At 62.3% G+C, this 20,308-nt stretch carries 17 protein-coding genes; 12 read left to right on the plus strand and 5 right to left on the minus strand.

Going from position 1 to position 20,308, the window contains the following annotated elements:
* The first annotated feature begins 384 nt into the window (after positions 1-384).
* Positions 385-2,013, plus strand: a complete 1,629-nt coding sequence (locus tag ACN8ZM_RS28315; protein ID WP_420211384.1) for an NADP-dependent glyceraldehyde-3-phosphate dehydrogenase — start codon at positions 385-387, stop codon at positions 2,011-2,013.
* 87 nt (positions 2,014-2,100) lie between these two features.
* Here the strand turns inward: ACN8ZM_RS28315 and ACN8ZM_RS28320 are convergent, their stop codons facing one another.
* The 3 genes from ACN8ZM_RS28320 to ACN8ZM_RS28330 form a co-directional block, all read right to left on the minus strand.
* Positions 2,101-3,060 carry a T6SS immunity protein Tli4 family protein gene (locus ACN8ZM_RS28320; RefSeq protein WP_420211385.1) on the minus strand — a complete coding sequence of 320 codons (960 nt, stop codon included), beginning with the start codon at positions 3,058-3,060 and terminating at the stop codon, positions 2,101-2,103.
* A gap of 349 nt (positions 3,061-3,409) precedes the next feature.
* Entirely contained in the window at positions 3,410-4,576 is a 1,167-nt protein-coding gene (locus ACN8ZM_RS28325) for a M24 family metallopeptidase (protein ID WP_420211386.1), read from the minus strand.
* A gap of 132 nt (positions 4,577-4,708) precedes the next feature.
* Positions 4,709-5,416 (minus strand): hypothetical protein, encoded by a 708-nt coding sequence (locus ACN8ZM_RS28330; protein WP_420211387.1) that lies wholly within the window; start codon positions 5,414-5,416, stop codon positions 4,709-4,711.
* Between the two features lie 473 nt (positions 5,417-5,889).
* Here ACN8ZM_RS28330 and ACN8ZM_RS28335 point away from each other — a divergent pair, with 473 nt between their 5' ends.
* The 5 genes from ACN8ZM_RS28335 to ACN8ZM_RS28355 all read left to right on the plus strand — a co-directional run bounded on the left by ACN8ZM_RS28335 (position 5,890) and on the right by ACN8ZM_RS28355 (position 13,009).
* The gene (locus ACN8ZM_RS28335; protein ID WP_420211388.1) at positions 5,890-6,222 is read left to right on the plus strand and encodes a hypothetical protein; all 333 of its coding nucleotides are present in this window, start codon (positions 5,890-5,892) and stop codon (positions 6,220-6,222) included.
* 211 nt (positions 6,223-6,433) lie between these two features.
* On the plus strand, positions 6,434-8,938 hold the full coding sequence (locus ACN8ZM_RS28340) for a type VI secretion system Vgr family protein (protein WP_420211389.1): 2,505 nt from the start codon (positions 6,434-6,436) through the stop codon (positions 8,936-8,938).
* 61 nt (positions 8,939-8,999) lie between these two features.
* A complete protein-coding gene (locus ACN8ZM_RS28345) occupies positions 9,000-11,948 on the plus strand; it encodes a lytic transglycosylase domain-containing protein (RefSeq protein ID WP_420211390.1) in 2,949 nt (982 codons plus the stop codon).
* Positions 11,932-12,765 (plus strand): hypothetical protein, encoded by an 834-nt coding sequence (locus ACN8ZM_RS28350; RefSeq protein ID WP_420211391.1) that lies wholly within the window; start codon positions 11,932-11,934, stop codon positions 12,763-12,765. Before ACN8ZM_RS28345 ends, ACN8ZM_RS28350 begins: the two co-directional genes overlap by 17 nt.
* Positions 12,755-13,009 (plus strand): PAAR domain-containing protein, encoded by a 255-nt coding sequence (locus ACN8ZM_RS28355; protein WP_420211392.1) that lies wholly within the window; start codon positions 12,755-12,757, stop codon positions 13,007-13,009. The genes ACN8ZM_RS28350 and ACN8ZM_RS28355 overlap by 11 nt, the downstream gene beginning before the upstream one ends.
* 2 nt (positions 13,010-13,011) lie before the next feature.
* Here ACN8ZM_RS28355 and ACN8ZM_RS28360 read toward each other — a convergent pair whose 3' ends face one another.
* Both ACN8ZM_RS28360 and ACN8ZM_RS28365 read right to left on the minus strand, forming a co-directional pair.
* Positions 13,012-13,269 (minus strand): type VI secretion system baseplate subunit TssF, encoded by a 258-nt coding sequence (locus ACN8ZM_RS28360; RefSeq protein WP_420211393.1) that lies wholly within the window; start codon positions 13,267-13,269, stop codon positions 13,012-13,014.
* Between the two features lie 60 nt (positions 13,270-13,329).
* Complete coding sequence (locus tag ACN8ZM_RS28365; RefSeq protein WP_420211394.1) at positions 13,330-13,962, minus strand: LysE family translocator; 633 nt, start codon at positions 13,960-13,962, stop codon at positions 13,330-13,332.
* A 599-nt stretch (positions 13,963-14,561) separates the two neighbouring features.
* Here ACN8ZM_RS28365 and ACN8ZM_RS28370 point away from each other — a divergent pair.
* The 6 genes from ACN8ZM_RS28370 (at position 14,562) to ACN8ZM_RS28395 (ending at position 20,201) form a co-directional block, all read left to right on the plus strand.
* Positions 14,562-14,885, plus strand: a complete 324-nt coding sequence (locus ACN8ZM_RS28370; protein WP_021162626.1) for a hypothetical protein — start codon at positions 14,562-14,564, stop codon at positions 14,883-14,885.
* Positions 14,886-14,973: 88 nt separating this feature from the next.
* The gene (locus ACN8ZM_RS28375; RefSeq protein WP_420211395.1) at positions 14,974-15,207 is read left to right on the plus strand and encodes a hypothetical protein; all 234 of its coding nucleotides are present in this window, start codon (positions 14,974-14,976) and stop codon (positions 15,205-15,207) included.
* Entirely contained in the window at positions 15,204-15,749 is a 546-nt protein-coding gene (locus ACN8ZM_RS28380) for a hypothetical protein (RefSeq protein ID WP_043178551.1), read from the plus strand. Before ACN8ZM_RS28375 ends, ACN8ZM_RS28380 begins: the two co-directional genes overlap by 4 nt.
* A 104-nt stretch (positions 15,750-15,853) precedes the next feature.
* The gene (locus tag ACN8ZM_RS28385; RefSeq protein WP_301767098.1) at positions 15,854-16,339 is read left to right on the plus strand and encodes a hypothetical protein; all 486 of its coding nucleotides are present in this window, start codon (positions 15,854-15,856) and stop codon (positions 16,337-16,339) included.
* Positions 16,340-16,581: 242 nt separating this feature from the next.
* Entirely contained in the window at positions 16,582-18,045 is a 1,464-nt protein-coding gene (locus tag ACN8ZM_RS28390; protein ID WP_420211396.1) for a PepSY-associated TM helix domain-containing protein, read from the plus strand.
* A 38-nt stretch (positions 18,046-18,083) separates the two neighbouring features.
* Positions 18,084-20,201, plus strand: coding sequence for a TonB-dependent receptor (locus tag ACN8ZM_RS28395; RefSeq protein WP_420211397.1), 2,118 nt, complete (start codon positions 18,084-18,086; stop codon positions 20,199-20,201).
* Positions 20,202-20,308: the final 107 nt, after the last annotated feature.

A 20,308-nucleotide genomic window follows, 5' to 3' on the forward strand; every position in this document is an offset into this window, starting at 1 on the left:
CTCGCATCGGCAGCGCGGCGGACCGACTGCTGTTCTTCACTACGTATGCTCTCAGGTTCACTGCATTTTTTTCTTCGCCGCGCTGCGCCATTATCCGCGTAATCCGGCCCAAGGGAAACGTTTGCGCGTACTCCGCGCGTGTTATACCGCCCATTCGGCAACAGTCTTTCCAAACGCTTACGGCGCATGCGTCATCGTTCGGCAAATCTTGCATTCGGCGCGGCGTTCCTTTTTAATGGAACTGGTTCCAATCCTCGATTCGGCCATGCCGATGCGTGACGCTCCGTCGTCCGCGCGTCATGATGCCGATTCAGGATCGAGGATCGCTCAGCTCAGGATTCGCATCGCCCGTCCTTCCCGGACACCCCGTCAAACGAGACCGTCATGCCCGATTCCGCCTCCCTGCAGCAGTTGTTTCCCGCCTTTCAGGACATCCCCGCCGAGTACCGGCTGACTTCGCCGATCCACCAGCGCGTGTCGCTCGTCGACGGCGCATTGCGGCCGTGGGACGGCGCGACCAAGACCGTGCTGTCGCCCGTGTGCGTGCGACAGGCGGACGGCAGCGTCGAGCAGGTCGAGATCGGCAGCTACCCGGTGATGGGCGAAACGGAAAGCGACGCGGCGCTGGACGCCGCGGTGCGCGCATACGACGCCGGCCGCGGCGAGTGGCCGACGATGAAGGTCGAGCAGCGCATCGCGTGCATGCAGGACTTCATCAAGCGGATGGTCGCGCAGCGCGAGCTGGTGGTGAACCTGATCATGTGGGAGATCGGCAAGAGCCTCGCCGATTCGCAGAAGGAGTTCGACCGCACCGTCACGTACATGACGCAGACGATCGACGCGCTGAAGGAGCTCGACAACGCGAATTCGCGCTTCGTGATCGCGGAAGGCACGATCGGCCAGATCCGCCGCACGCCGCTCGGCGTCGTACTGTGCATGGGCCCGTACAACTATCCGCTGAACGAGACCTTCGCGACGCTGATCCCCGCGCTGCTGATGGGCAACACCGTGGTGTTCAAGCCGCCTCAGTACGGCACGCTGCTGTTCGAGCCGCTGCTCGAAGCGTTCCGCGACGCGTTCCCGAAGGGCGTGATCAACACGATCTACGCGCCGGGCGCGGTGGTCGTGCCGCACATGCTCGCGTCGGGCAAGATCAACGTGCTCGCGCTGATCGGGTCGAGCAAGGTGGCCGATCACCTGAAGAAGCAGCACCCGAAGTCGCACCGGCTGCGCGCGATCCTCGGCCTCGACGCGAAGAACGCGGCGATCGTGCTGCCCGACGCCGATCTCGACCTCACCGTGAAGGAATGCCTGCTCGGCGCGCTGTCGTTCAACGGCCAGCGCTGCACCGCGCTGAAGATGCTGCTCGTGCACCGCTCGATCGTCGACGAGTTCCTGAAGCGCTTCACCGCCGCGCTCGAACAGCTGAAGATCGGCATGCCGTGGGAGAAGGGCGTCAGCATCACGCCGCTGCCGGGCATGCATCGCACCGCCTACATGACGGACGCGATCGACGACGCAAAGGCCAAGGGCGCGCAGGTCGTCAACCATTCGGGCGGCGAGTTCAGCAAGACGCTGTTCTATCCGGCCGTCGTGTATCCGGTATCGGAAGGGATGAAGCTGTATCGCGAGGAACAGTTCGGGCCGATCATCCCGGTCGCACCGTTCGACGTCGTCGACACCGCGCTAGACTACGTGACGACGTCGGATCACGGCCAGCAGGTCAGCATTTTCGGTTCCGATCCGGCGCAGATCGGCGCGCTCGTCGATCCGCTCGTGAACCAGGTGTGCCGCGTGAACATCAACTGCCAGTGCCAGCGCGGGCCCGACGTGTTCCCGTTCGCGGGCCGCAAGGATTCGGCGGAAGGCACGCTGTCGGTAAGCGACGCGCTGCGCGCGTTCTCGATCCGCTCGATGGTCGCGGCAAAGCAGACCGACAGCAGCAAGCAACTGCTCGATTCGATCGTGTCGGATCACTACTCGAAGTTCATCAATACGGGCTTCATTTTCTGAAGCCGCTCTGAGTCGGGAGCCCTCCGCCGCGCGTCAGTGCGGCGGAGTCATCGGGTTGAGCGCGTGCCCCACCTCGTCCGCCTCCGGTCAGATCGCACCCGGCCTCGCGCGCAGGCTGTTCAGCAGTGTGTCCCATACTTGCAACGCGCCCGCTTCATCGACCGGCGAGGTGGCCTTCTCCGGTGGCAGGTCGCTGCGCGCGGGCGCGCCCAGCAGCAGTTCGACCGATGTATGCGGCTGCTCCACCGTCGCGGGATTCCCCGGCGCGAGCAAGTAGAAGCGATAGACCGTGACTGCGCCATCCTCGAGCGCAAACAGCACCTCCTCCGCGTCCATGCCGGCGACCTGCCGCTTGCCTTGGCGCAGGATGCTGTAGTGTCCCGGCATGCGATTGAGTGTCGCGCGCAGCGCGCGCAGATTGCGGGCGAGCGGCTGCTTCAGATCTTCGTCCACCGCATCCCGCAGCTTGATCACGAGCAGCGCCGGTCGGCCCGGCATCAACGCGAACGACTGGCTGACTTCTTCGGAGTAAGTCGACGGGCCGGTGACGATCCCGCCATCGAAGCAAAAACCGGATTCCGCAGGCACGCTCCAGTTATCGCGCACCTTGATGCGGCGGTAGGTATCGTCATAGATGTTTTCGGCCCGGTCCAGCACATCCGAACCGATCAAGCTCGTCGTCTGGACGAGCGTGCGGTCCGCAAACAGATAACCTTCCGTATCGAACGGTAAGGCTACTGCTTTCACCACCGCATTGTTGAAGACGAAGACCCGCGCGTGCGGCACCGGAGAAAACGCCTTTTCCAGCCATGCGCGTCCCGTCGTCTCCTGCAGATCGACGGGATTCACCCGCTGTTTGGTGCGCAGTTCCTTCTCGCGCGCCGCGACTTTGGCGTCGTAGTCCTCCACTGACACATCGTGCGTCGTCACCAGCTTTTCGCCGCGGTACTCGTAACGCTCGTTCGAGATCTCGCTCGAGACAGGCCGGTCGAACATCAGGCGACCGATGCACCACGGACGCAATTCCGACAACAAGGGATTGTTCATCCCGGGTTCCACGGAATACGCAAACGAACCGGCACACAGCCCCGCCAGCAAGAGCAGTGAACGAACGAAACGCGCCATCACGATCCTCCCCGCACATCGATATCTTTCATGATCTGCACCATGTTGCCGAGAAGCACCCGGCGCGTCCATGTTCGGCGCGAAGCAGGCCTCGTCACCGTTATCTTTCGTGACTATAGGCGAGTCCATGACGCCCGATATGAAAATCCTCGGAATCATGGGGTGCAGATCTTGACGTTCATCGATGGGGGCTTCAAGTTCCGAAGCGAGCCGTTCATGAAAAAGCCGCCGCACACGCCCGTGCAGCGGCTTTTTTTGCCCCTGCGCGTCACTACGCCCGTACCGGGAACGTCAACGCGTCGAGATCGAGCGGCCCGCCGGTCAGCTGAACCGGGCCTTCATCGCCGATCAGCACGGTATCGGAATGACGGAAGCCGCCGACACCCTCGATATAGATGCCCGGCTCGATCGTCAGGCACATCCCCTTCTCGATCGGCCGGTCGTAGCCTTCGGCAAAGAACGGCGCCTCGTGCGCGGTGACACCCATCCCGTGTCCCGTCCGGTGCAGCAGCCGGTCACCCATCCCCGCGCGGCGGAAATAGTCGTTGACCTTGCGATCGACGTCGCTCAGCAACGCGCCGGGCATCGCCGTATCGAACGCCAGCCGGCGCCCTTCCGACATCACGTCGAACGCGCGGCGCGCCGCGTCGGGCACGTGGCCGAGGAAGAAGGTCCGCTCGACTTCCGCGCCGTAGCCGTTCATCACCGCATTGACGATCGACACGTGCGGGCCGCCCTCCTCCATCCGCATGTCGATGTTGCTGAAGTTGTGCGGATCGTGCGACACGCTGCCCGGCTGGAACACCGCGACGATCCGCGTGGCCGACGGGTTCAGCGACGGATCGTCGCCCAGCAGCCGCTGCATGATGAAGCCGCGAATGCGCGACGACATCTCCGCCATCCCGAGGCCCGGGCGTGCTTCGCTCAGCAGCAGGTTGTGCGCATCGGTGGCGATCCCGCACGCATACACGTGGCGGCCGATCTCGTAGTCGGACTTGATCATCCGGACATCGTCGATGATGTCGATGCACACGCGCTCGCCCGGCGTCTGCGCATAGACCTGCAACGGACACACCGACTCGACGCCGACGCGTTCGCCCGGCCCGAACAGCGCCTTGAAGCGGTCGCTCCATTCGCGACCGGCCGGCGCCGGGAATTCGAAGTACGGAATCAGCTCGAGTTCGCCGATCGAGCGCGTCCGCACATGCGGCTGCTCGAGCTGCGGCACGACGAACTGCGGCGGCCCGCTGCGCGAAACGACCAGCACGAACGGCCGCTCATGGACGATGTTCGCGAAGTTCGTCAGGTAGTAGATGTTGTCCGGCGAAAACGCCACGTAGCGATCGAGGCCGGCTTCCGCCATGCGTGCGCGCACGCGGTCGAGGCGTCCTTTGAGTTCCGCCTCGCTGGGCGGCGCGAAGGTGGGGGTGAATTTCATGCGGGACTTCTCCTGTTGAGGGTGAGGGAGCGGCCGCACGGGCCGGTCATTGCGATATCGCCATTCCAGCGCGCTTGATTCTTTCGTTATCCTGCATTTCACCGAAACAAACGGCGACTGAATCCGGTTCGCTTATTCGTGCGGCATGCGTCGGAACCCGAGCAGCGCGACCAGGCTCACGACCGACATCGCGGCGATGTACAGCGCAGGCGACGCCTTGTTGTGCGTGGTCGCGATCAGCCACGTAACGATCAGCGGAGAAAAGCCGCCGAAGACCGTCGTCGGGATGTTGTACGACACCGCGAGCCCGGTGCTGCGCACCGCGGCCGGGAACGCCCGCGCCGACAGCGCGGGCACCAGCCCGACGAGCACGCCCATCGGTGCGGCGGCAGCGGCCTGCATGATCAGCAGGTTGCGCAGCGAAGGGCTCGCAATGACCCACGTATAGAGCGGCAGCGTGATCGCAGAAAGCACGACGATCGCGGCGGCGACCATCGCGACCGGCCGGCGCCAGACGTCGCCGAGCAGGCCAGCGAGCGGCGCGATCGCCACCATCACGATGCCGGCGACCGTCGTGCTCATGAACGGCGCGGACATCGGCAACCCGAGCTGCTTCACCGCGAACGTCGGCATGTAGATCAGATACATGTAGAACGCAGCGGTACTGACGATCGTCACGCCGATCGCCGCGAGGAACGACGCGAGGTGCTCGCCGAACAGGCGCTTGAGCACCTGTGCGACCGGCAGCGCTTCACCGTGCACGAACGCATCGGTTTCCGACACGCTCCTGCGGATATAGAAGCCGACCGGGCCGATCAACAGGCCGACCACGAACGGCACGCGCCATGCCCTCCGTCAAGAAATGCGATTACAATTTATTGTGCAAAAACAATGAGTTATTGGTTTATTTTGAGCGTACCGGCGCTATCTTTCTCGTGTGTAACCACTGAGTAATCAAAGTGGGCGGGGGCGCATCCGCAAAAATCCTCGGCAACGAACAGCCACGCGCCCGTTTTCATCGGACGAATCGACTGTACGGCACGGGAGGCCGGGCGAGAGTCAACGCGCTACCAAAACTGCGGTGGCTCGGGTGTGGAAACCCGATAAACCTTGTAACTCGCACGCCTGCCCCGGCAGGTCGTGCGTCTGCTTCTGCACGCCTGTTTGCGGGCGGGCCGTGGCGAGGAGGTATTCGCGCCTACCGGTTAGTGGTTACAAGGCCGGTTTTCCACCCTCGTTTCGTGCCCGCCCACCCCATTCTTCCATCGCGGTTGACGCGGGCTCATCCCCAAGAAGAAGAGGGCAGGCCAAACGTGACACCTGAAGACAAATTTCCGACTACGCCGCACTCGCGCGACCCCTTGCTTCCCCGCGACATCGCGGTACTCGAAAGCGCGGTGCAATGCGCGCTGGAGTCGTTCCAGCACGTCGCGGCCCACTATTCTAGATTGACCGCCATCGCCCGCTTCGCGCCACACGTCGAAATGCGCGACGAAGATCGACGCTATGTGTTGCAAAAGATACGCGAACTCACTGAGCTGGGAGAAGAAGACTTGCAGCGGCGACACGACGCGCTGCGCATGGCGGCTTCGCGATACTGGCGGGCGCGGTATGGCGGCGATGCAAACCGGTCGGTGCGACACTGAAGGTGAAACATCGTCAGTCCGCGATGGGGTAGATCGCGATTTGATATGATGAATCGCCACATCGGCGCGATTCAGCGGTTTGAACCGCGCCGATGCTCGAAGGCCCTCAATAGCGGCCGAAACATTTGGGCCTTCCTGTTATGTGATACCGATCAGCCGCCCAGCATTGCCCGGCGGCCGTTTTTGTTACTACACTGCACGGGGTAGTCCGATGGTTTCCGATCTGCTGAACAAGGTGCTGCGCGCGCAATACGTGCAATCCGGACGGATAGTTCGCCTTGATACGCCACTTGGCGAAGACTGGTTGATTCCGCTCTATGTCCGGGGGCGTGCATGCCTTGGACGAGACTTCGAATTCACCATCGATGCAACATCGACGCGGCTTGAAACGATTCAGGCCAAGGCGCTGATTCGGCAATCCGTGACACTGTGGATTCGACAGACGGACGGCAGCGAAATGCCGGTTCATGGCTATGTGACTGCGTTCAGTCGCTTGGGCGCGGACGGCGCGAACACCTACTACCAGCTTCGATTCAACTCGTTCCTCGCGCTGCTTCGACTCGGCAGCGACCGGCGCGACTGGATCGAGACGCCCGCGCAGCAAACCGTGTCCGACGTGCTCGGAAAGTATCCGCAAGCATCCGGTAACGTGACGTGGCAAGTGCGCCAAGCGCTGCGCTCGTATTCTCAGCGGATGCAATGGGAGTCCGACTGGAACTACGTCCATCGTACATTCGAAGAACTCGGCCTCTTTCCGCGTTTCGATATCACGCCGGACGGCAAGTCGCACAAGGTCGTCATCATGGACGATCTGTTCTCGGTTCCCGAGTTGATGCGCAAGACCATTTCGTTTAGCGGCGCGGTGCAGGACGAAGAATTTGACGGCCTTGGGGAGTGGATCGATTCGCAAGAAATCCAGTCCGCCGAACTCGACACGGGCACATTCGATTACAAGCGCCCGGACATTTCCAAGCACGTCACGATGCCCGCGTTCGATCTTGATGACGTTCCGGGCTTGGGCGAGCAGTACGAATACACCGGGTCACATACGTGGTCAGATCGCGATATGGGCGAGAATCAGGCGAACTTTATCGCAGAGGAATGGCGCTCGCGCGCGCAGCGCTTCTACGGGGTGGGCGCGCTGCGTTGCGCATGGCCGGGCCGCTATGGCGTGCTGACAGGGCACCCCGTGCACGATGCGCAGTCGGAACAGGATCGCGAGATGGTGATTCTTTCGGTAAACTGGTTGATCCAGAACAACGTGCCGGGTCTCGAAAACCTGACACGCTTTTGCAAGAGCTTGCGCGCAGAGGTCGAACAAGCGCGTGCGACCGGCGCGGGTTCGTCCGTGCGCCACGAAGACGGAGGCGTTGGATTTTTCCACGTCGAAATCGAAGCGCAACGTCGCCGCGTTGCGTTTCGTAGTCCGTTCGAACACAAGAAGCCCGTCATGCAGCTTCAAACCGGCATCGTCGGCGGACCGGATAACGAGGAAATCTATACGGATGCGATGCTGCGCGCGAAAGTGCGCCTGACATCGGATCGGCTCAATGACGGCGACCAGAATGTATCGGCATGGATACGCGCAGCGATGCCCGATGCGGGGTTCAAGCGCGGCGGCATGTTTCCGCTGCGCAAGAACGATGAATGCCTGATCGGCTTTATCAACGGCGACTGTGATCGCCCCGTGATTCTGTCCAGAATGCACGGCGGCGAAAGTATGCCCGAATGGCACACCCACGGGCTGACTTCGGGTTTGCTTTCGCGCGAATACGGCGGCGAAGGTTACAACCAACTGATGATGGATGACGCCAGCGGACAGAACCGCGTGCATTTGTACTCGACGAGCTATAGCTCCCATTTGCACCTGGGCTACCTGATCCAGCATTCGGGCAATACGCGCGGCGCATTCATCGGGCAGGGCTTCGACCTCAAGTCTCTCGGCTACGGTGCGGTGCGCGCCGAACAAGGGCTCTACGTGTCGACGCAACCCTCCACTACGCAACCGATGAGTGCGACGGCAGCATCCGAGCAACTTATCCGCGCCGAAGCAACGCTGCAAACGACCTCAAAGGCGAGCCAGACGAACCGGGCGCAAAGCCAGCAAGACGGCCACGACGCGCTGAAAGCCTTCACAGACGCCACGCAGCACGCGGTTGCAGGCACGAGCAAGGGCGGTCGCACGGCGGGCGGCGGCACGGGCGATGCAAACGGATTCGCGAAACCGATCATGCTGCTATCCAGTCCGGAAGGCATCGCAGCATCGACGCAAGGATCGGCGCACATCACGGCAAACAAGCAAACCAATGTGGTCGCCGGAGAAGACATCAATCTCGCGGCCGGTCGAGCGTTGCTCGCGAGTGTACTCGAACAAATCAGCCTGTTTGCTGAAAAGCTCGGCGTCAAAATCTACGCGGCAAGCGGCCCGATCGACCTTCAGGCGCAGAATGATTCGATGAGCTTGGCCGCGTCGCAGGATGTGAAGATTACGGCGGGCAAGAAGATGTACCTGTCGGCCGACGAAATCTGGATCGGCGCGAATGGTTCGTATATCAAACTGACGGCGAACATGATCGAGAACGCAACGTCGGGCCAGATTGTGGAAAAGTGCGCGAATTGGGAAAAAGCCGGTGCCGCAAGTGGCGCGCTGCAAAATCCGCTTCATTCTTCACCAGTATCGGTAGACGGCGGACGTTTCACCGTGTTCTCCGGTTGAATCACACGGCCGGTATAGTATCGACATAAAAAATTCTGAAACCGAATCCGAGTCGGGAATCATGGGCAAGACAACGCACAAAAAGAAACATCATCCAGCGGCCGCGCCGCAATCGGCCCCGAAATCAACGGAACCGGCGGATACCACACTGAGCTGGGCGTATCCCTTCACGCCCGTAGGTAAGGCCGACGCGACTGTCCCGATGACGTATTTCAAGGCGCTGGCGAAGTGCGAGAACGGCTTCTATCCGATGGGCGTCAGCGGCATGTGGCATGGGGGCGTGCACTTCGCTGCAGGCAGTGCCGAAATGTTGAAGCAGGACAGCGGCGTGCGCGCCATCGCGGACGGCAAGATTGTCGCGTACCGGCTGAATACGAAATACGAGGAAACGACGTACCCTGACAAAACTCTGGCGCACTATTCGACCGGCTTTGTACTGGTCCGGCACGAACTGAAATTGCCGCCTGTGCCGCCGAAACCGGCACCGAAAGAACCCGCGAAGCCTGCGGCCCCTGCATCAGCTCCCGCGCCTGCATCAACTACCGCTACACCACCACCCGCTCCAGCCGATAACGCGCCGAGCAGCAAACCGGCGCAGGACAAGCCCCTCGTTTTCTTCAGCCTGTACATGCATACGATGGATTGGCAGACCTATCAGAAAGCGATCGAACAGGCCCAATCTAACCCGAAACCTGATCCGACGCTTCCTGCGCCGATGTCGTATTGGGAAGGCGAGCGCTACTATCGGGTTGGCGATAAGGCGAAGAACTCGCAATCTATGCCGAAGCCGAAGGCACCGGCGCAGCCGCCCGCTACGCGTACCGATGGGGCCGACGATCTACCCATTAACAATACCAACCAGAACGAACTACCACCCGCGAACAACGATCAAGGAGTCGATCTACCGGCTCCCGAGACAGGGTTAAACATTCGTGAACTGCCGAACGGCAAGAGCAAGATTGTCGGTCTGTTGCCGAAAGGGGCTGAAATTATTGCTGGCGATGGCGACCCCAAACACCAGGACTGGATCAAGATCAAGGCCGTTAAATCGGGCACGATTTTGTCTGCCGAAGTTGGTAAGCCGGTGTCCCCCCAAGCGCCTTGGAGCTACGTGTTCAAAGGCGAACTGGATGCCATTGTCGATCCGAAACCGCTTGATACAGTCGTAATCCTGAAGGAGCCGCAGCGCGTCAAGGCAGGCGAAGTCCTCGCTCATGTCGGCCAATATCAATGGCCGATGAAGGCCAGTCCGATACCTCCGAAGCCGAACTACCCGATGTTGCATCTCGAAGTGTTCGCAGGCGCGGATTTCAAGGATTTCATGGATCGAAGCCGCGCGCGCGCCACAGAACTGAACGATAAAGACAAGCCGCTTCTGGAAATCGAGCCGGGGGCCAAGCTGGTCAGCGAAATTCCCGAGCCGGATCAGAAACAGACCCAAGCCGGGTTGAAACTCGTGCCAATAGGCGATGCAAAGGGTTCGCGTTGGGTCAAGGTGCAGCCCAAGAGCGTGACAAATGTGCCCGCGAAAGGAAAGCAGAAAGCAACGCAGCATTTCACAAACGTCGGGAACCCGATGTGGGTGGAAAGCAGTCTTGCGAACACGATCAGCACGGCGAATGTGTCGGGATGGCAGAACTTTCCGCTGGACGTTTCCAAGGTAAGCGGGCCGGGAGCGGATTTCCGGGACGTGCTTCGTCGTGCCGAACTTGATAAGCTTGGCGAGGGTAACGTCGCAATCGACGACAAGGGTCATCATTGGTGGAACATCACGATTGGCACGAAGGATGGCTCCGAACTGACAGGTTGGGTATGCGACACTGACCACCCAAACATACAATTTCGCAGTCCTTGGGAATGGCCGGGTTTCCAGTTGGTTGACAACGGCAGCGTCAGCCCTTCCGACATGTTCAAACGCCACATACATACAACCGAACAGTATTTGGCGGACGAGGACGGTACCGAGTTTATAGACGAAGCTACGAAAGTAAATGCAGGTGAACTCATCACGAAGCTTGAGAAGGCGATCGATACGAACCAAGACGGGAAGGTGTCGGCGCAGGAACTGAAGCACGCATTGGACACGCGCTGGATGGCCGAAGCGGTCTCGCATCTTATAGTGCGCAATGAAACCGAATGGGGCGGCGGTCTAGGTAAGTGGGAAGAACTCACCCCACTTATGCAGAAGAAGACAGAGATGTGGAAGACAGAGCTTGACCGACTCGCGAAGCTTCAGTGGTGGGAGCAAATCAAGGGGGTCGATGGTTTTCCCGCTGACCTCTCGCCGTGGCACTTTCATCCGATCGGACTGCTGGGCAATTTCCTTGCCACTGTTAGAAAGCGACGGGATTACGATCTTGGGGGGTTGTCGACATATTACGAAACTAGTGGTCGAGGGCCAATTGCCATCTCCGGTGGTCAAGGAGACCCTGGGGGAGTTTCATACGGTTCGTATCAGTTTACGAGCCAAACACGACAAAAGCATGGCCCGCCCATTATTGGCGGAAGAGTAAAACAATTTGTTTCATGGTCTGGATTCCCTTGGCCCAACGCCTTTGAGGGATTAACACCAGGATCATCTGAATTTTCCGATAAATGGCGGGAGCTGGTAAAATCAGACGAATCTAAATTTCATGATGCGGAACATAAGTTTACGAGAGAAACTCACTACGACATTCAGATTCAAACAATTCAGGACTCCGCGCATGTTGACATGAGATACCACTCCCATGCACTGAATGATGTAATTTGGTCAACTTGTGTGCAGCATGGGCCGTCAACCGATGTTATTACAACGGCAATGAGTTCCCTTGAGCCGCCAACGGAGACGCGAGATTATGACGTGAAGTTGATTGATGCAATTTATGCGGAGCGTGGCAGAAAAAATTCGGATGGGAAGCTTGTTCGATTTATCCATTCATCGCCCGATGAGCAAGAAAATGTCGCAAAAAGATTTGTTTCGGAGAGAGTGAAGGCGCAACAGGAGCTTGCCAATGAAAAGAATTATTAATTTATCAATTTGTGGATTTTTTTCCTTTACAACGCTGCTTGCGCATTCCGAGGGTTTAGTCAAATTTTATACAGCTCAAGGGGCGGATGCGGCTCTGGTAAAAAATGATAATCTTTATACATTAACGCTATCGGGTGGCGCCCCACCAGCCGGCGCATCTACTTCGGCGGATTGTTACGTTAAATCCAGAGAGCTAAAGTTAGAAAATGACTCACTTGATGGTGAGCTTGCGCCCGTTCATAACGGAATTGCAAATATTAGCGAGAAAGCTGTGGCGGGCCATCGTATTTTTGCGAGCCTGAGAAATTCAGCTCTCGAAATAAAGGATGTAAATGTTCAGGGGATTTGTGCAGATGATATAGATTTAACTGGCAATTATAAATTGGTGGTGGAAGATGGCGATCTAAAAAAGAAGTATATTTATTATCTTGACATGGCCCACCAAGAGGCTCTTATTTTTTTGAAAAATGACCATCCTCGGGAGGCAGTTGAAATTCTGGCTCCATATGCCAATATATATCAAGAGAAATGGTTGGGTGATCGCATCGCGCGCAACATTTTGATTTCGTCACTTAATGATTATGCGTACGCCCTTCAATTGAGTCATCGAGATGGTGAGGCAATTCCGGTTTTGCAGAGCGTATTATCTATAACACCGAATCGTGCTGTTGCATGGCTTAATATTGCTGACTCTTACTGGAGTGGAGGAAATTTTGAGAAAGGGCGTGCGGCATATAAGAGGTACGTTGATTTGATGACTAGGGCCGGTAACGCCTCAAAGATTCCTTCGAGGGCGAAAGAGAGATATGTCAATTAATATCATTCGTATCGGTGACTCAACTGACCACGGTGGCAAAGTCGAAACGGGCTCATCGACCATGAAATTCGATGGCCGCTACGTCGCCCGCAAAGGCGACCGCATATCGTGTCCGCAGCATCCCGGCGTGTCACCGAACATCATCGAGGAAGGCGACGAATCGATGAGAGACAACGGCATTCCGATCGCGCGACACGGCCATCGCGCGACATGCGGTTGTCACCTGATTTCGAGCCTCGTGTAGTGCTACAGCAGTGGCGCGATGCCCGGCCGCATCGGGCAACGCACGATAAAGGAGCCGTCGTTCTTCGACAGCACGACAAGCTGCGTAAAGCTGTTGGCGGGCGCATAGCGCGACAGATAGAGGTCGAGCTGAAGGATCCGCGCGCCCATGCTGTTTTCAATGAACGCGTTCTCGTCAGCCGCCATCACGATTTCAAAGCCTCTCACAAGGGCTGAATGCGGCTTGATCGCCAGTAGTCGCTCGACGACGTTTCGCTTCACGAACGAAGTCGCGCCGACGTGTTCGGCGCGCCGCCCGCTAGATGCGCGGGCGTGCCCGCCTTAGACGTTCGACACCAGCAGCCTGATCCCCGCGACGCCGAACACGACGGCGAGGCACGCTTCCATCGCGCGCCGGCCGCGCACGTACAGCCGGCGCGCGCCGTCCATCGAGAACACGAGCGCATAGCCGCCGAACACCAGGCACCCGATCGCAAGGCAGCCCGGCACGACCGCGCCGTGCGATGCACCCGCGCCGTTCGACGACAGCGCAACGATCGACACCCACACGAGGATCGCTTTCGGATTGGTCAGGTGCAGCATCGCGCCGCGGACATAGAAGCGCGACAGCCGCTGCTCGCCCGCCGCGTTCAGCGACGCTGCCGCGGTGCCCGACAGCGCCGTGCGCCCCGACTTGAACGCGAGCCACAGCAGGTACACCCCACCGAAGAGCTTGATCGCGACCAGCAGCTTCGACCACGCCAGCAGCGCGGCCGACACGCCGAGCGCCGCCACCGTCGCCCAGAACATCGACCCGGAAATGACGCCGAACGCGAACGCGAGCGCCGCCTTGCGGCCCTGGTTCGCGGCGACCGACATGATCGCGAGATTGCTCGGCCCGGGGCTGGCCGTACCGATGAAATAGGCGGTGTAGGCCAGCAACAGATTGGCCGAGAAGAAGGCGTGGACGCTCATGTCGAACCTCGCAGGGATGATCAGGGGATTGTTGGCATACGCGCGCCGTCTGCCCATGGACAATTGGCCGGTAATTCGCTGGGCCAGTTGCCAGTTGGGCGGTCACGCAACCGGATCGCCGCTGGCAAATCCGTCTCGGTTTTGAAACACTCGTCACATTCGCCAGCGGTTTTTGCCGACCCTGGCGGCCGTCCCGTCCCGCCGCTTCCGGCCGGCCGAACGCTTGGCAGGCGCAGGCGGCACGCACGGGCCGCCCCGTTTCGTCGATCCGGCGAGGCACGCGCCGCGCAATTTATCCCGCCGTTACGTTACATCCGTGAAGCATTTCGCCTCGCCGCACCGCCCGCCGTACCCGACATGCATCGCGCCGCGCATGTCGATGGCCGCCTCGACCACCTCCGCCCCCCAGTATCGGCGGGACTCGCCGCCCCGCGCCGCAGCGCGGCTCAGCCCGGCTCGACAATGGTCTCGCGGCGCTGGTACGGAACCTGCATTCCGTTCGGGGGACAGCCGCGCCGTTCATCGCGCGGACACGAATCCACCCTCGGGCGCACCCACCGGATACGCCCGATCGATACGCGCAAGCAACGAGGCCCTTCATGGATGCGCTGCCCAATTCGTCCGACACGTCGTTCCAGCTCTTTCTCGCGAAGCTGCTCGAACAGCCGTTGCCCGACTGGACCGAAAAACAGCAGATGGAACTCGAGATGGCGCGCTCGCTGTCCACCGAAATGGTCCACCTCGCCGAGGACATGCGCGGCCGCACGCCCGATCTCGCGCGCTGCCTCGTGCTGCTCCGCTACGCGAAGGTGCTCGACTTCATGCTGACGTCGCTCGCCGCGCACCGCGACATTCATCCGCAGACGCTGCGCACGCTGTTCCGGCTCGCGAACCTGAAAGTCGACGATGCGTATCCGGCCTGAGCCGGCGCCACGCAGCGGCTGCCGCGGGCGGCAAGCGCGGCCACGGCAGCCCTGCCCGATCCGCGCGCATGCCCGATGACCTCGCCGCATGAGCCTCAGGAACCGGAAATCCCGGCTGGCCGGCGCACTCGGCGTGTTCGTGAAGCGCTACGGGCGCAAGGCGCAGAAGCATCACGACCCGAACGACCGCCGCTACGATCACGACGTCGAGCGCACGATGCTGCGCTTGTCGCCGGCCGACCTCTCCGATCTGCTGGCCGACGATGACGCCAGCGCGGACGACGCCGAGGCCGGTTTCGCCGAGGTGAGACGCACGCCGTGAACGCTGCCGACTTCGACCGGATCTGGCCGGCCATCTGCGAAACCCCGGCCTGGTCCGTGACGAAAGGCCAGGGCAGCTTTCTCACGTTCGAATTCGGGCAACCCGCGCTGCATGTCAGGGAGCCGCTCGCGGGCTCGCGCGGGCTGTCGGCGGCGGCGCGCGACAGGCTCGCGTCGCGGCACGTGACGGTCACCGGCAACGGGCATCTGTGGATCTGCTACTGCCATTGGTCGATCGCGCTCGACGGTCACGAGCTCGCGCACAGCGAATCCCGGTCTGGCGACATCGCGGCGGCCGCGCAACGTCTCGACGGGCAGATCCTGCAATCGGTCGCGCCGCGTGCCCAGCCGGGTTCGTGGGCGTTCGACTTCGACCTCGGCGGCCAACTGACGACCTGGCCCTACGGCGACGACCCGGCCGACGAACAGTGGCACCTCTACGACCGGCGCTCGGGCAACGTGCTGACCGCCCGCGCGGACGGCACCTGGTCGTATGGCCCGGCGAACGCGCCGCCCGGCAGCGAATCGTGCAGTTCCGACTAGCCGCTGCGGACACGCCCGTTCGGCTGCTACAGCACGCCGGACCGATGCCGCGCATCAGCGAGACGACCGGCCCCGCCCCGCAAACGGAGGTACAATCGCGCGCCATGAACGCACTTCGCCGCTTCCTGCTCCAGCACGGTGTCGCGCGACAGCTTCTGTGGGGGTTCCTCCTCATGACGCTGCTGTCCCGCGCGCTGATGTCGGGTGCCGTGATGCTCGATCCGGATAGTCCGGATGCGGGCTCGGTGGTGCTGTGTTCGGGCCGCGGCCCGCTGATCGTCAACGTGGCCGCGCTGGCTGCCCGTTTCGACGCCGGCGCGCCGATCACACCGGCCAACGATGCGCTGGCGCTCGCCGATGCGCTCAAGCATGACGCGCATGCCGACAACACGGCATCGTCCGGAAACGGCGACAGCCTGTGCGCATTCGGTGCCGCGCTGTTCACGGCGCTGGCGTCGTTCGTCCTGCTGGTGTTGCTGTTTCCCGCGGCCGCGCCGCGGCGCTTCCGGATTCACTTCGACAGTATTCCCTTCGTGCGATCGATCTTCGACGATCGCCCCCCTTCGCGCGCGCCTCCTCTGTTCTGCTGACGGTTCCGCCCAGCGGCTCGTGCACGTCGATGTGCATGCGCCTGCACGCCGTTCGTCTCATACGACCTGATTCAAGCGTTCACCCGCTTGCCCGCATCGCGCGGGCGACGCCGTCATGCGCCCCGCCTGCGCGTGGCGCCGCGCCGCCCGTTCCATCGATGCGCGCAGGCGGGCGCGACGCACGTTGACGTCCGCCGGCCCGCGCCGGCGTGGCCGCTCAACGAACACGAGGAGCTGACACCATGTCGACCACCGTCGAGCGGGCCATCGCGCCCGCCCAATCCACCCACGCCGGCTACCGGACACTCTGGCGCTGGCACTTCTATGCCGGCCTGTTCGTCATGCCGTTCCTGGTGGTCCTCGCGATCACCGGAACGCTCTATTGCTTCCAGCCGCAGATCGAGCCGCTGCTGTATCCGCACCGGCTCGTCGTCGAGCCGCGCGCCACGCCGCGACTCGATCCCGACGCGCTGCTCGCGAACGCGCGCACCGCGATGCCGGCCGGCGCGACGCCGGCCTCCGTGCAGGTCTCGACCGCGCCGGACCGCAGCGCCGAATACGTGTTCCGGTTGCGCGACGGCAGCCGCGAGAGCGTGTACGTGAACCCGTACGACGGCAGCGTGCTCGGCACGCTGAGCGTCGAGAACCGCTTCATGCAGATCGACCGGATGCTGCATCGCAAGCTGCTGCTCGGCAAGACCGGCGAACTGCTGATGGAGCTCGCCGCGTGCTGGACCTTCGTGATGATCGGCACCGGTATCGCGCTGTGGTGGCCACGAGGCGCTGCGCGCGTCGGGCAGGCGCTACGCCCCGACCTGTCGCTGCGCGGCCGGCCGCTGTGGAAGAACATTCACGCGACGGCCGGCATCTGGCTCGCGGCCGGCACGGTGGCGTTCATCCTGACGGGGCTGCCGTGGTCGGGTTCGTGGGGCAAGAACTTCAAGGCGCTGGCCGCGACCGTGAACCTCGGCGCGCCGGAAGGCGCATGGGGCGGCGGGGCGGTGCGCTCGACCCGCCCCGGTGCCGTCACGGCGCCCGCGCCGGCCCAGGCCGCGGCGACATCCGGCCATCACCACGCATCCGGCGAATCGATGCCGGGAATGGTGATGGACGACCTGCCGTTGCCGCAAACGCCGTGGGCGGTCGGCAACGTGCCCGTCCCGCATTCGCCATCGGCACCGACGCCGGCACCGCTGCCGCTGGCCCGCGCGATCGCGATCGTCGCGGGCCTCGGCGTGACGAGCGGCTACACGCTCGCGCTGCCGTCCGGCGCGGACGGCGTGTTCACCGCGTCGTACTTCCCGGACGACCCGAAAGCCGAGCGGACGATCTACATCGACCAGTACAGCGGGGCCGTGCTGAAGGACATCCGCTATGACGACTACGGCGCGGTCTCGCGGGCCGTGTCGTACGGCACGTCGCTGCACATGGGCCGCTACTTCGGGCTGGCGAACCAGATCGTCTGCGCGGTGCTGTCGCTCGGGCTCGCCGCGATGGCCGTCACGGGTACCGTGATGTGGTGGAAGCGCCGCCCGGCGCACAAATTGGGCGCGCCGTCGCGCGAGCGCGGCGCGCCGCCGATGCGCGGCTGGATCGCGGGGCTCGTGCTGCTCGGCGTCGTCTTTCCGCTGATGGGCGCGACGATCGTCGCGGTCTGGTTGATCGACCGCCTGCTGTTCGGTCGTTCGGCACGCGCAACCGCGTGATCGCGAAGCGATTCCACCGATTCGAAGGATAACGAAACATGAAGTTCAGATTGATGCTGCCCGCCGCGTTGCTCGCGGCCTTCGCGCCGGCCGGGCAGGCACAGGAAAGCGACGCCAAGCACACCGGCACCACGCTCGCACCGATTCGCGTCAACGCCCAGAAGGCGACGCCGCTCACGCAACCGCTCGACACCGGCAGCCGTCTCGGGCTGTCGTCGCTCGAAACGCCCGCGAGCGTCGAGCAGCTCGACCGCAAGACGCTCGACACGCGCGGCGACAGTTCGATCGTCGACGCGGTGAGCCGCGCCACCGGCATCAGCGCATCGCCGCATCCCGGCAACGGCGGCTCGGAGCTCGGCGCGCGCGGCTTCGTCGGCGCGTCGTCGGTCACGCAGCTCTATGACGGCGTGCGCCCGTACGGCGCGATCGGCATGACCTTTCCGTTCGACACGTGGTCGGTCGACCATATCGACGTGCTGCGTGGCCCGGCTTCGGTGATCTACGGCGAAGGCGCGATCGGCGGTGTCGTCAACATCGTGCCGAAAAAGCCGACGCGCGGCGCGATCCAGAACGAGCTGCAGGTCGGCGGCGGTACCGAGGGCACGGCGCGGGCCGCGTTCGGCAGCGGCGGCGCGATCAACGACAAGCTGTCGTACCGTTTCGACATCAGCGGCAACCGCTCGTCGAACTGGGTCGACCGCGGCAATTCGCGCAACCTGTCGATCTCCGGCGCGCTGCGCTACGACGTGACAGCCGACCTGTACGTGACGGCGTCGTATGCGCAGGGCTTCCAGCATCCGATGCAGTATTTCGGCGTGCCGCTCGTCAACGGCGCACGCGATCGCGCGCTCGACAAGAAGAACTACAACGTCGGCGACAGCGACATCGCGTTCCGCGACAGCTGGGCGACAGTGTCGGCGAACTGGCAGCCGAGCGACAGCCTGAACGTGACGAGCACGCTGTACCGGATGAAGAGCAACCGTCACTGGAAGGATGCCGAGTACTACACGTACCTGCCGTCAACCGCGCAAGTGCGGCGCAGCAGCTACACGGAGATCTTCCACGACCAGGAGCAGTACGGCAACGTGACGGCGGCCACCGTGAACAGCGCGCTGCTCGGGATGCGCAACACGTTCTCGGCGGGCTTCGAGTTCAATCACACGACGTTCCAGCACGACAACAACTCACCGTATTCGGGCACGTCGACGGTCGATCCGTTCAACTTCGATCCGGGCAGCTTCATCAACACGGCCGGCACCTATCCGAAGTACCGCAGCCAGTCGAACCAGTACGCGCTGTTCGCCGAGAACCGGCTGGAGATCACGCCGCGCTGGTCGGTGATCGGCGGGCTGCGCTACGACCACGCGAGCGTGAACCGCGACGATCTCGTGAACGGTGGCGCGTTCACGAAGGTGTTCGCGAACACGGGTTGGCGCATCGGCACCGTGTACGACGTGCAGCCCGGCCTCGCGGTGTACGGCCAGTATTCGGTCGCGGCCGATCCGATCAGCTCGCTGCTGTCGCTGAATGCGTCGAAGGCGAACTTCACGCTCGCGACCGGCCGGCAGATCGAGATCGGCGTGAAGCAGTCGCTCCTCGGCGGCAAGGCGGAATGGACGCTGGCCGCGTACCGGATCGTGAAGAGCAATCTCCTGACGGCCGATCCGCTGAACCCGAACCAGTCGATCCAGGTCGGCCAGCAGTCGTCGCGCGGGCTCGAGGCGACGGTCGGCGCGGAAATCGCGAAGGACTGGCGCGTCGACGCGAACGTGTCGATCCTGCGCGCGAAATACGACGACTTCCAGCAGACCTCCGGCGGCACGACGGTCTCGCGCGCGGGCAACGTGCCGATATCGGTGCCGCAGCGGCTCGCGAACCTGTGGGTGAGCTGGCGCTTCGCGCCGGACTGGACGGGCATCGCGGGCGTCAAGTACGTCGGCAAGCGCTTCGCCGACACCGCGAACCAGCTCGTGATGCCGTCGTACACCACCGTCGACCTCGGCCTCGCGTGGAAACCGCGCAAGGACACGACGATCACCGCGCGCGCCTACAACGTGTTCAACCGGCGCTTCGTGCAGTCCGCGTACTACAACGAGACGCAGTACCTGCTCGGCAACGACCGGCGGCTCGAAGTGCTCGCGAACTACCGGTTCTGACGCCGCGCGACCCGGCCCCACGCCCGCGCGGCCGATCCGCCGCGGCGGACGAGCGAGCGGGCGGGCCGGGTCGCGCCGCAGACACGTTCAATCGAAACAGGAGAATG

The sequence above is a fragment of the Burkholderia aenigmatica genome (genome assembly GCF_048627025.1).
In the GTDB taxonomy this organism is placed as follows: Bacteria; Pseudomonadota; Gammaproteobacteria; order Burkholderiales; family Burkholderiaceae; genus Burkholderia; species Burkholderia aenigmatica.

What these genes read in the sequence shown, in the direction of transcription:
- ACN8ZM_RS28315 (WP_420211384.1), top strand. Translation starts at nt 385, where the DNA reads ATGCCCGATTCCGCCTCCCTGCAGCAGTTGTTTCCCGCCTTTCAGGAC.
- ACN8ZM_RS28320 (WP_420211385.1), bottom strand. Translation starts at nt 3,060, where the DNA reads ATGAACAATCCCTTGTTGTCGGAATTGCGTCCGTGGTGCATCGGTCGC.
- ACN8ZM_RS28325 (WP_420211386.1), bottom strand. Translation starts at nt 4,576, where the DNA reads ATGAAATTCACCCCCACCTTCGCGCCGCCCAGCGAGGCGGAACTCAAA.
- ACN8ZM_RS28340 (WP_420211389.1), top strand. Translation starts at nt 6,434, where the DNA reads ATGGTTTCCGATCTGCTGAACAAGGTGCTGCGCGCGCAATACGTGCAA.
- ACN8ZM_RS28345 (WP_420211390.1), top strand. Translation starts at nt 9,000, where the DNA reads ATGGGCAAGACAACGCACAAAAAGAAACATCATCCAGCGGCCGCGCCG.
- ACN8ZM_RS28350 (WP_420211391.1), top strand. Translation starts at nt 11,932, where the DNA reads ATGAAAAGAATTATTAATTTATCAATTTGTGGATTTTTTTCCTTTACA.
- ACN8ZM_RS28355 (WP_420211392.1), top strand. Translation starts at nt 12,755, where the DNA reads ATGTCAATTAATATCATTCGTATCGGTGACTCAACTGACCACGGTGGC.
- ACN8ZM_RS28365 (WP_420211394.1), bottom strand. Translation starts at nt 13,962, where the DNA reads ATGAGCGTCCACGCCTTCTTCTCGGCCAATCTGTTGCTGGCCTACACC.
- ACN8ZM_RS28370 (WP_021162626.1), top strand. Translation starts at nt 14,562, where the DNA reads ATGGATGCGCTGCCCAATTCGTCCGACACGTCGTTCCAGCTCTTTCTC.
- ACN8ZM_RS28375 (WP_420211395.1), top strand. Translation starts at nt 14,974, where the DNA reads ATGAGCCTCAGGAACCGGAAATCCCGGCTGGCCGGCGCACTCGGCGTG.
- ACN8ZM_RS28385 (WP_301767098.1), top strand. Translation starts at nt 15,854, where the DNA reads ATGAACGCACTTCGCCGCTTCCTGCTCCAGCACGGTGTCGCGCGACAG.
- ACN8ZM_RS28390 (WP_420211396.1), top strand. Translation starts at nt 16,582, where the DNA reads ATGTCGACCACCGTCGAGCGGGCCATCGCGCCCGCCCAATCCACCCAC.
- ACN8ZM_RS28395 (WP_420211397.1), top strand. Translation starts at nt 18,084, where the DNA reads ATGAAGTTCAGATTGATGCTGCCCGCCGCGTTGCTCGCGGCCTTCGCG.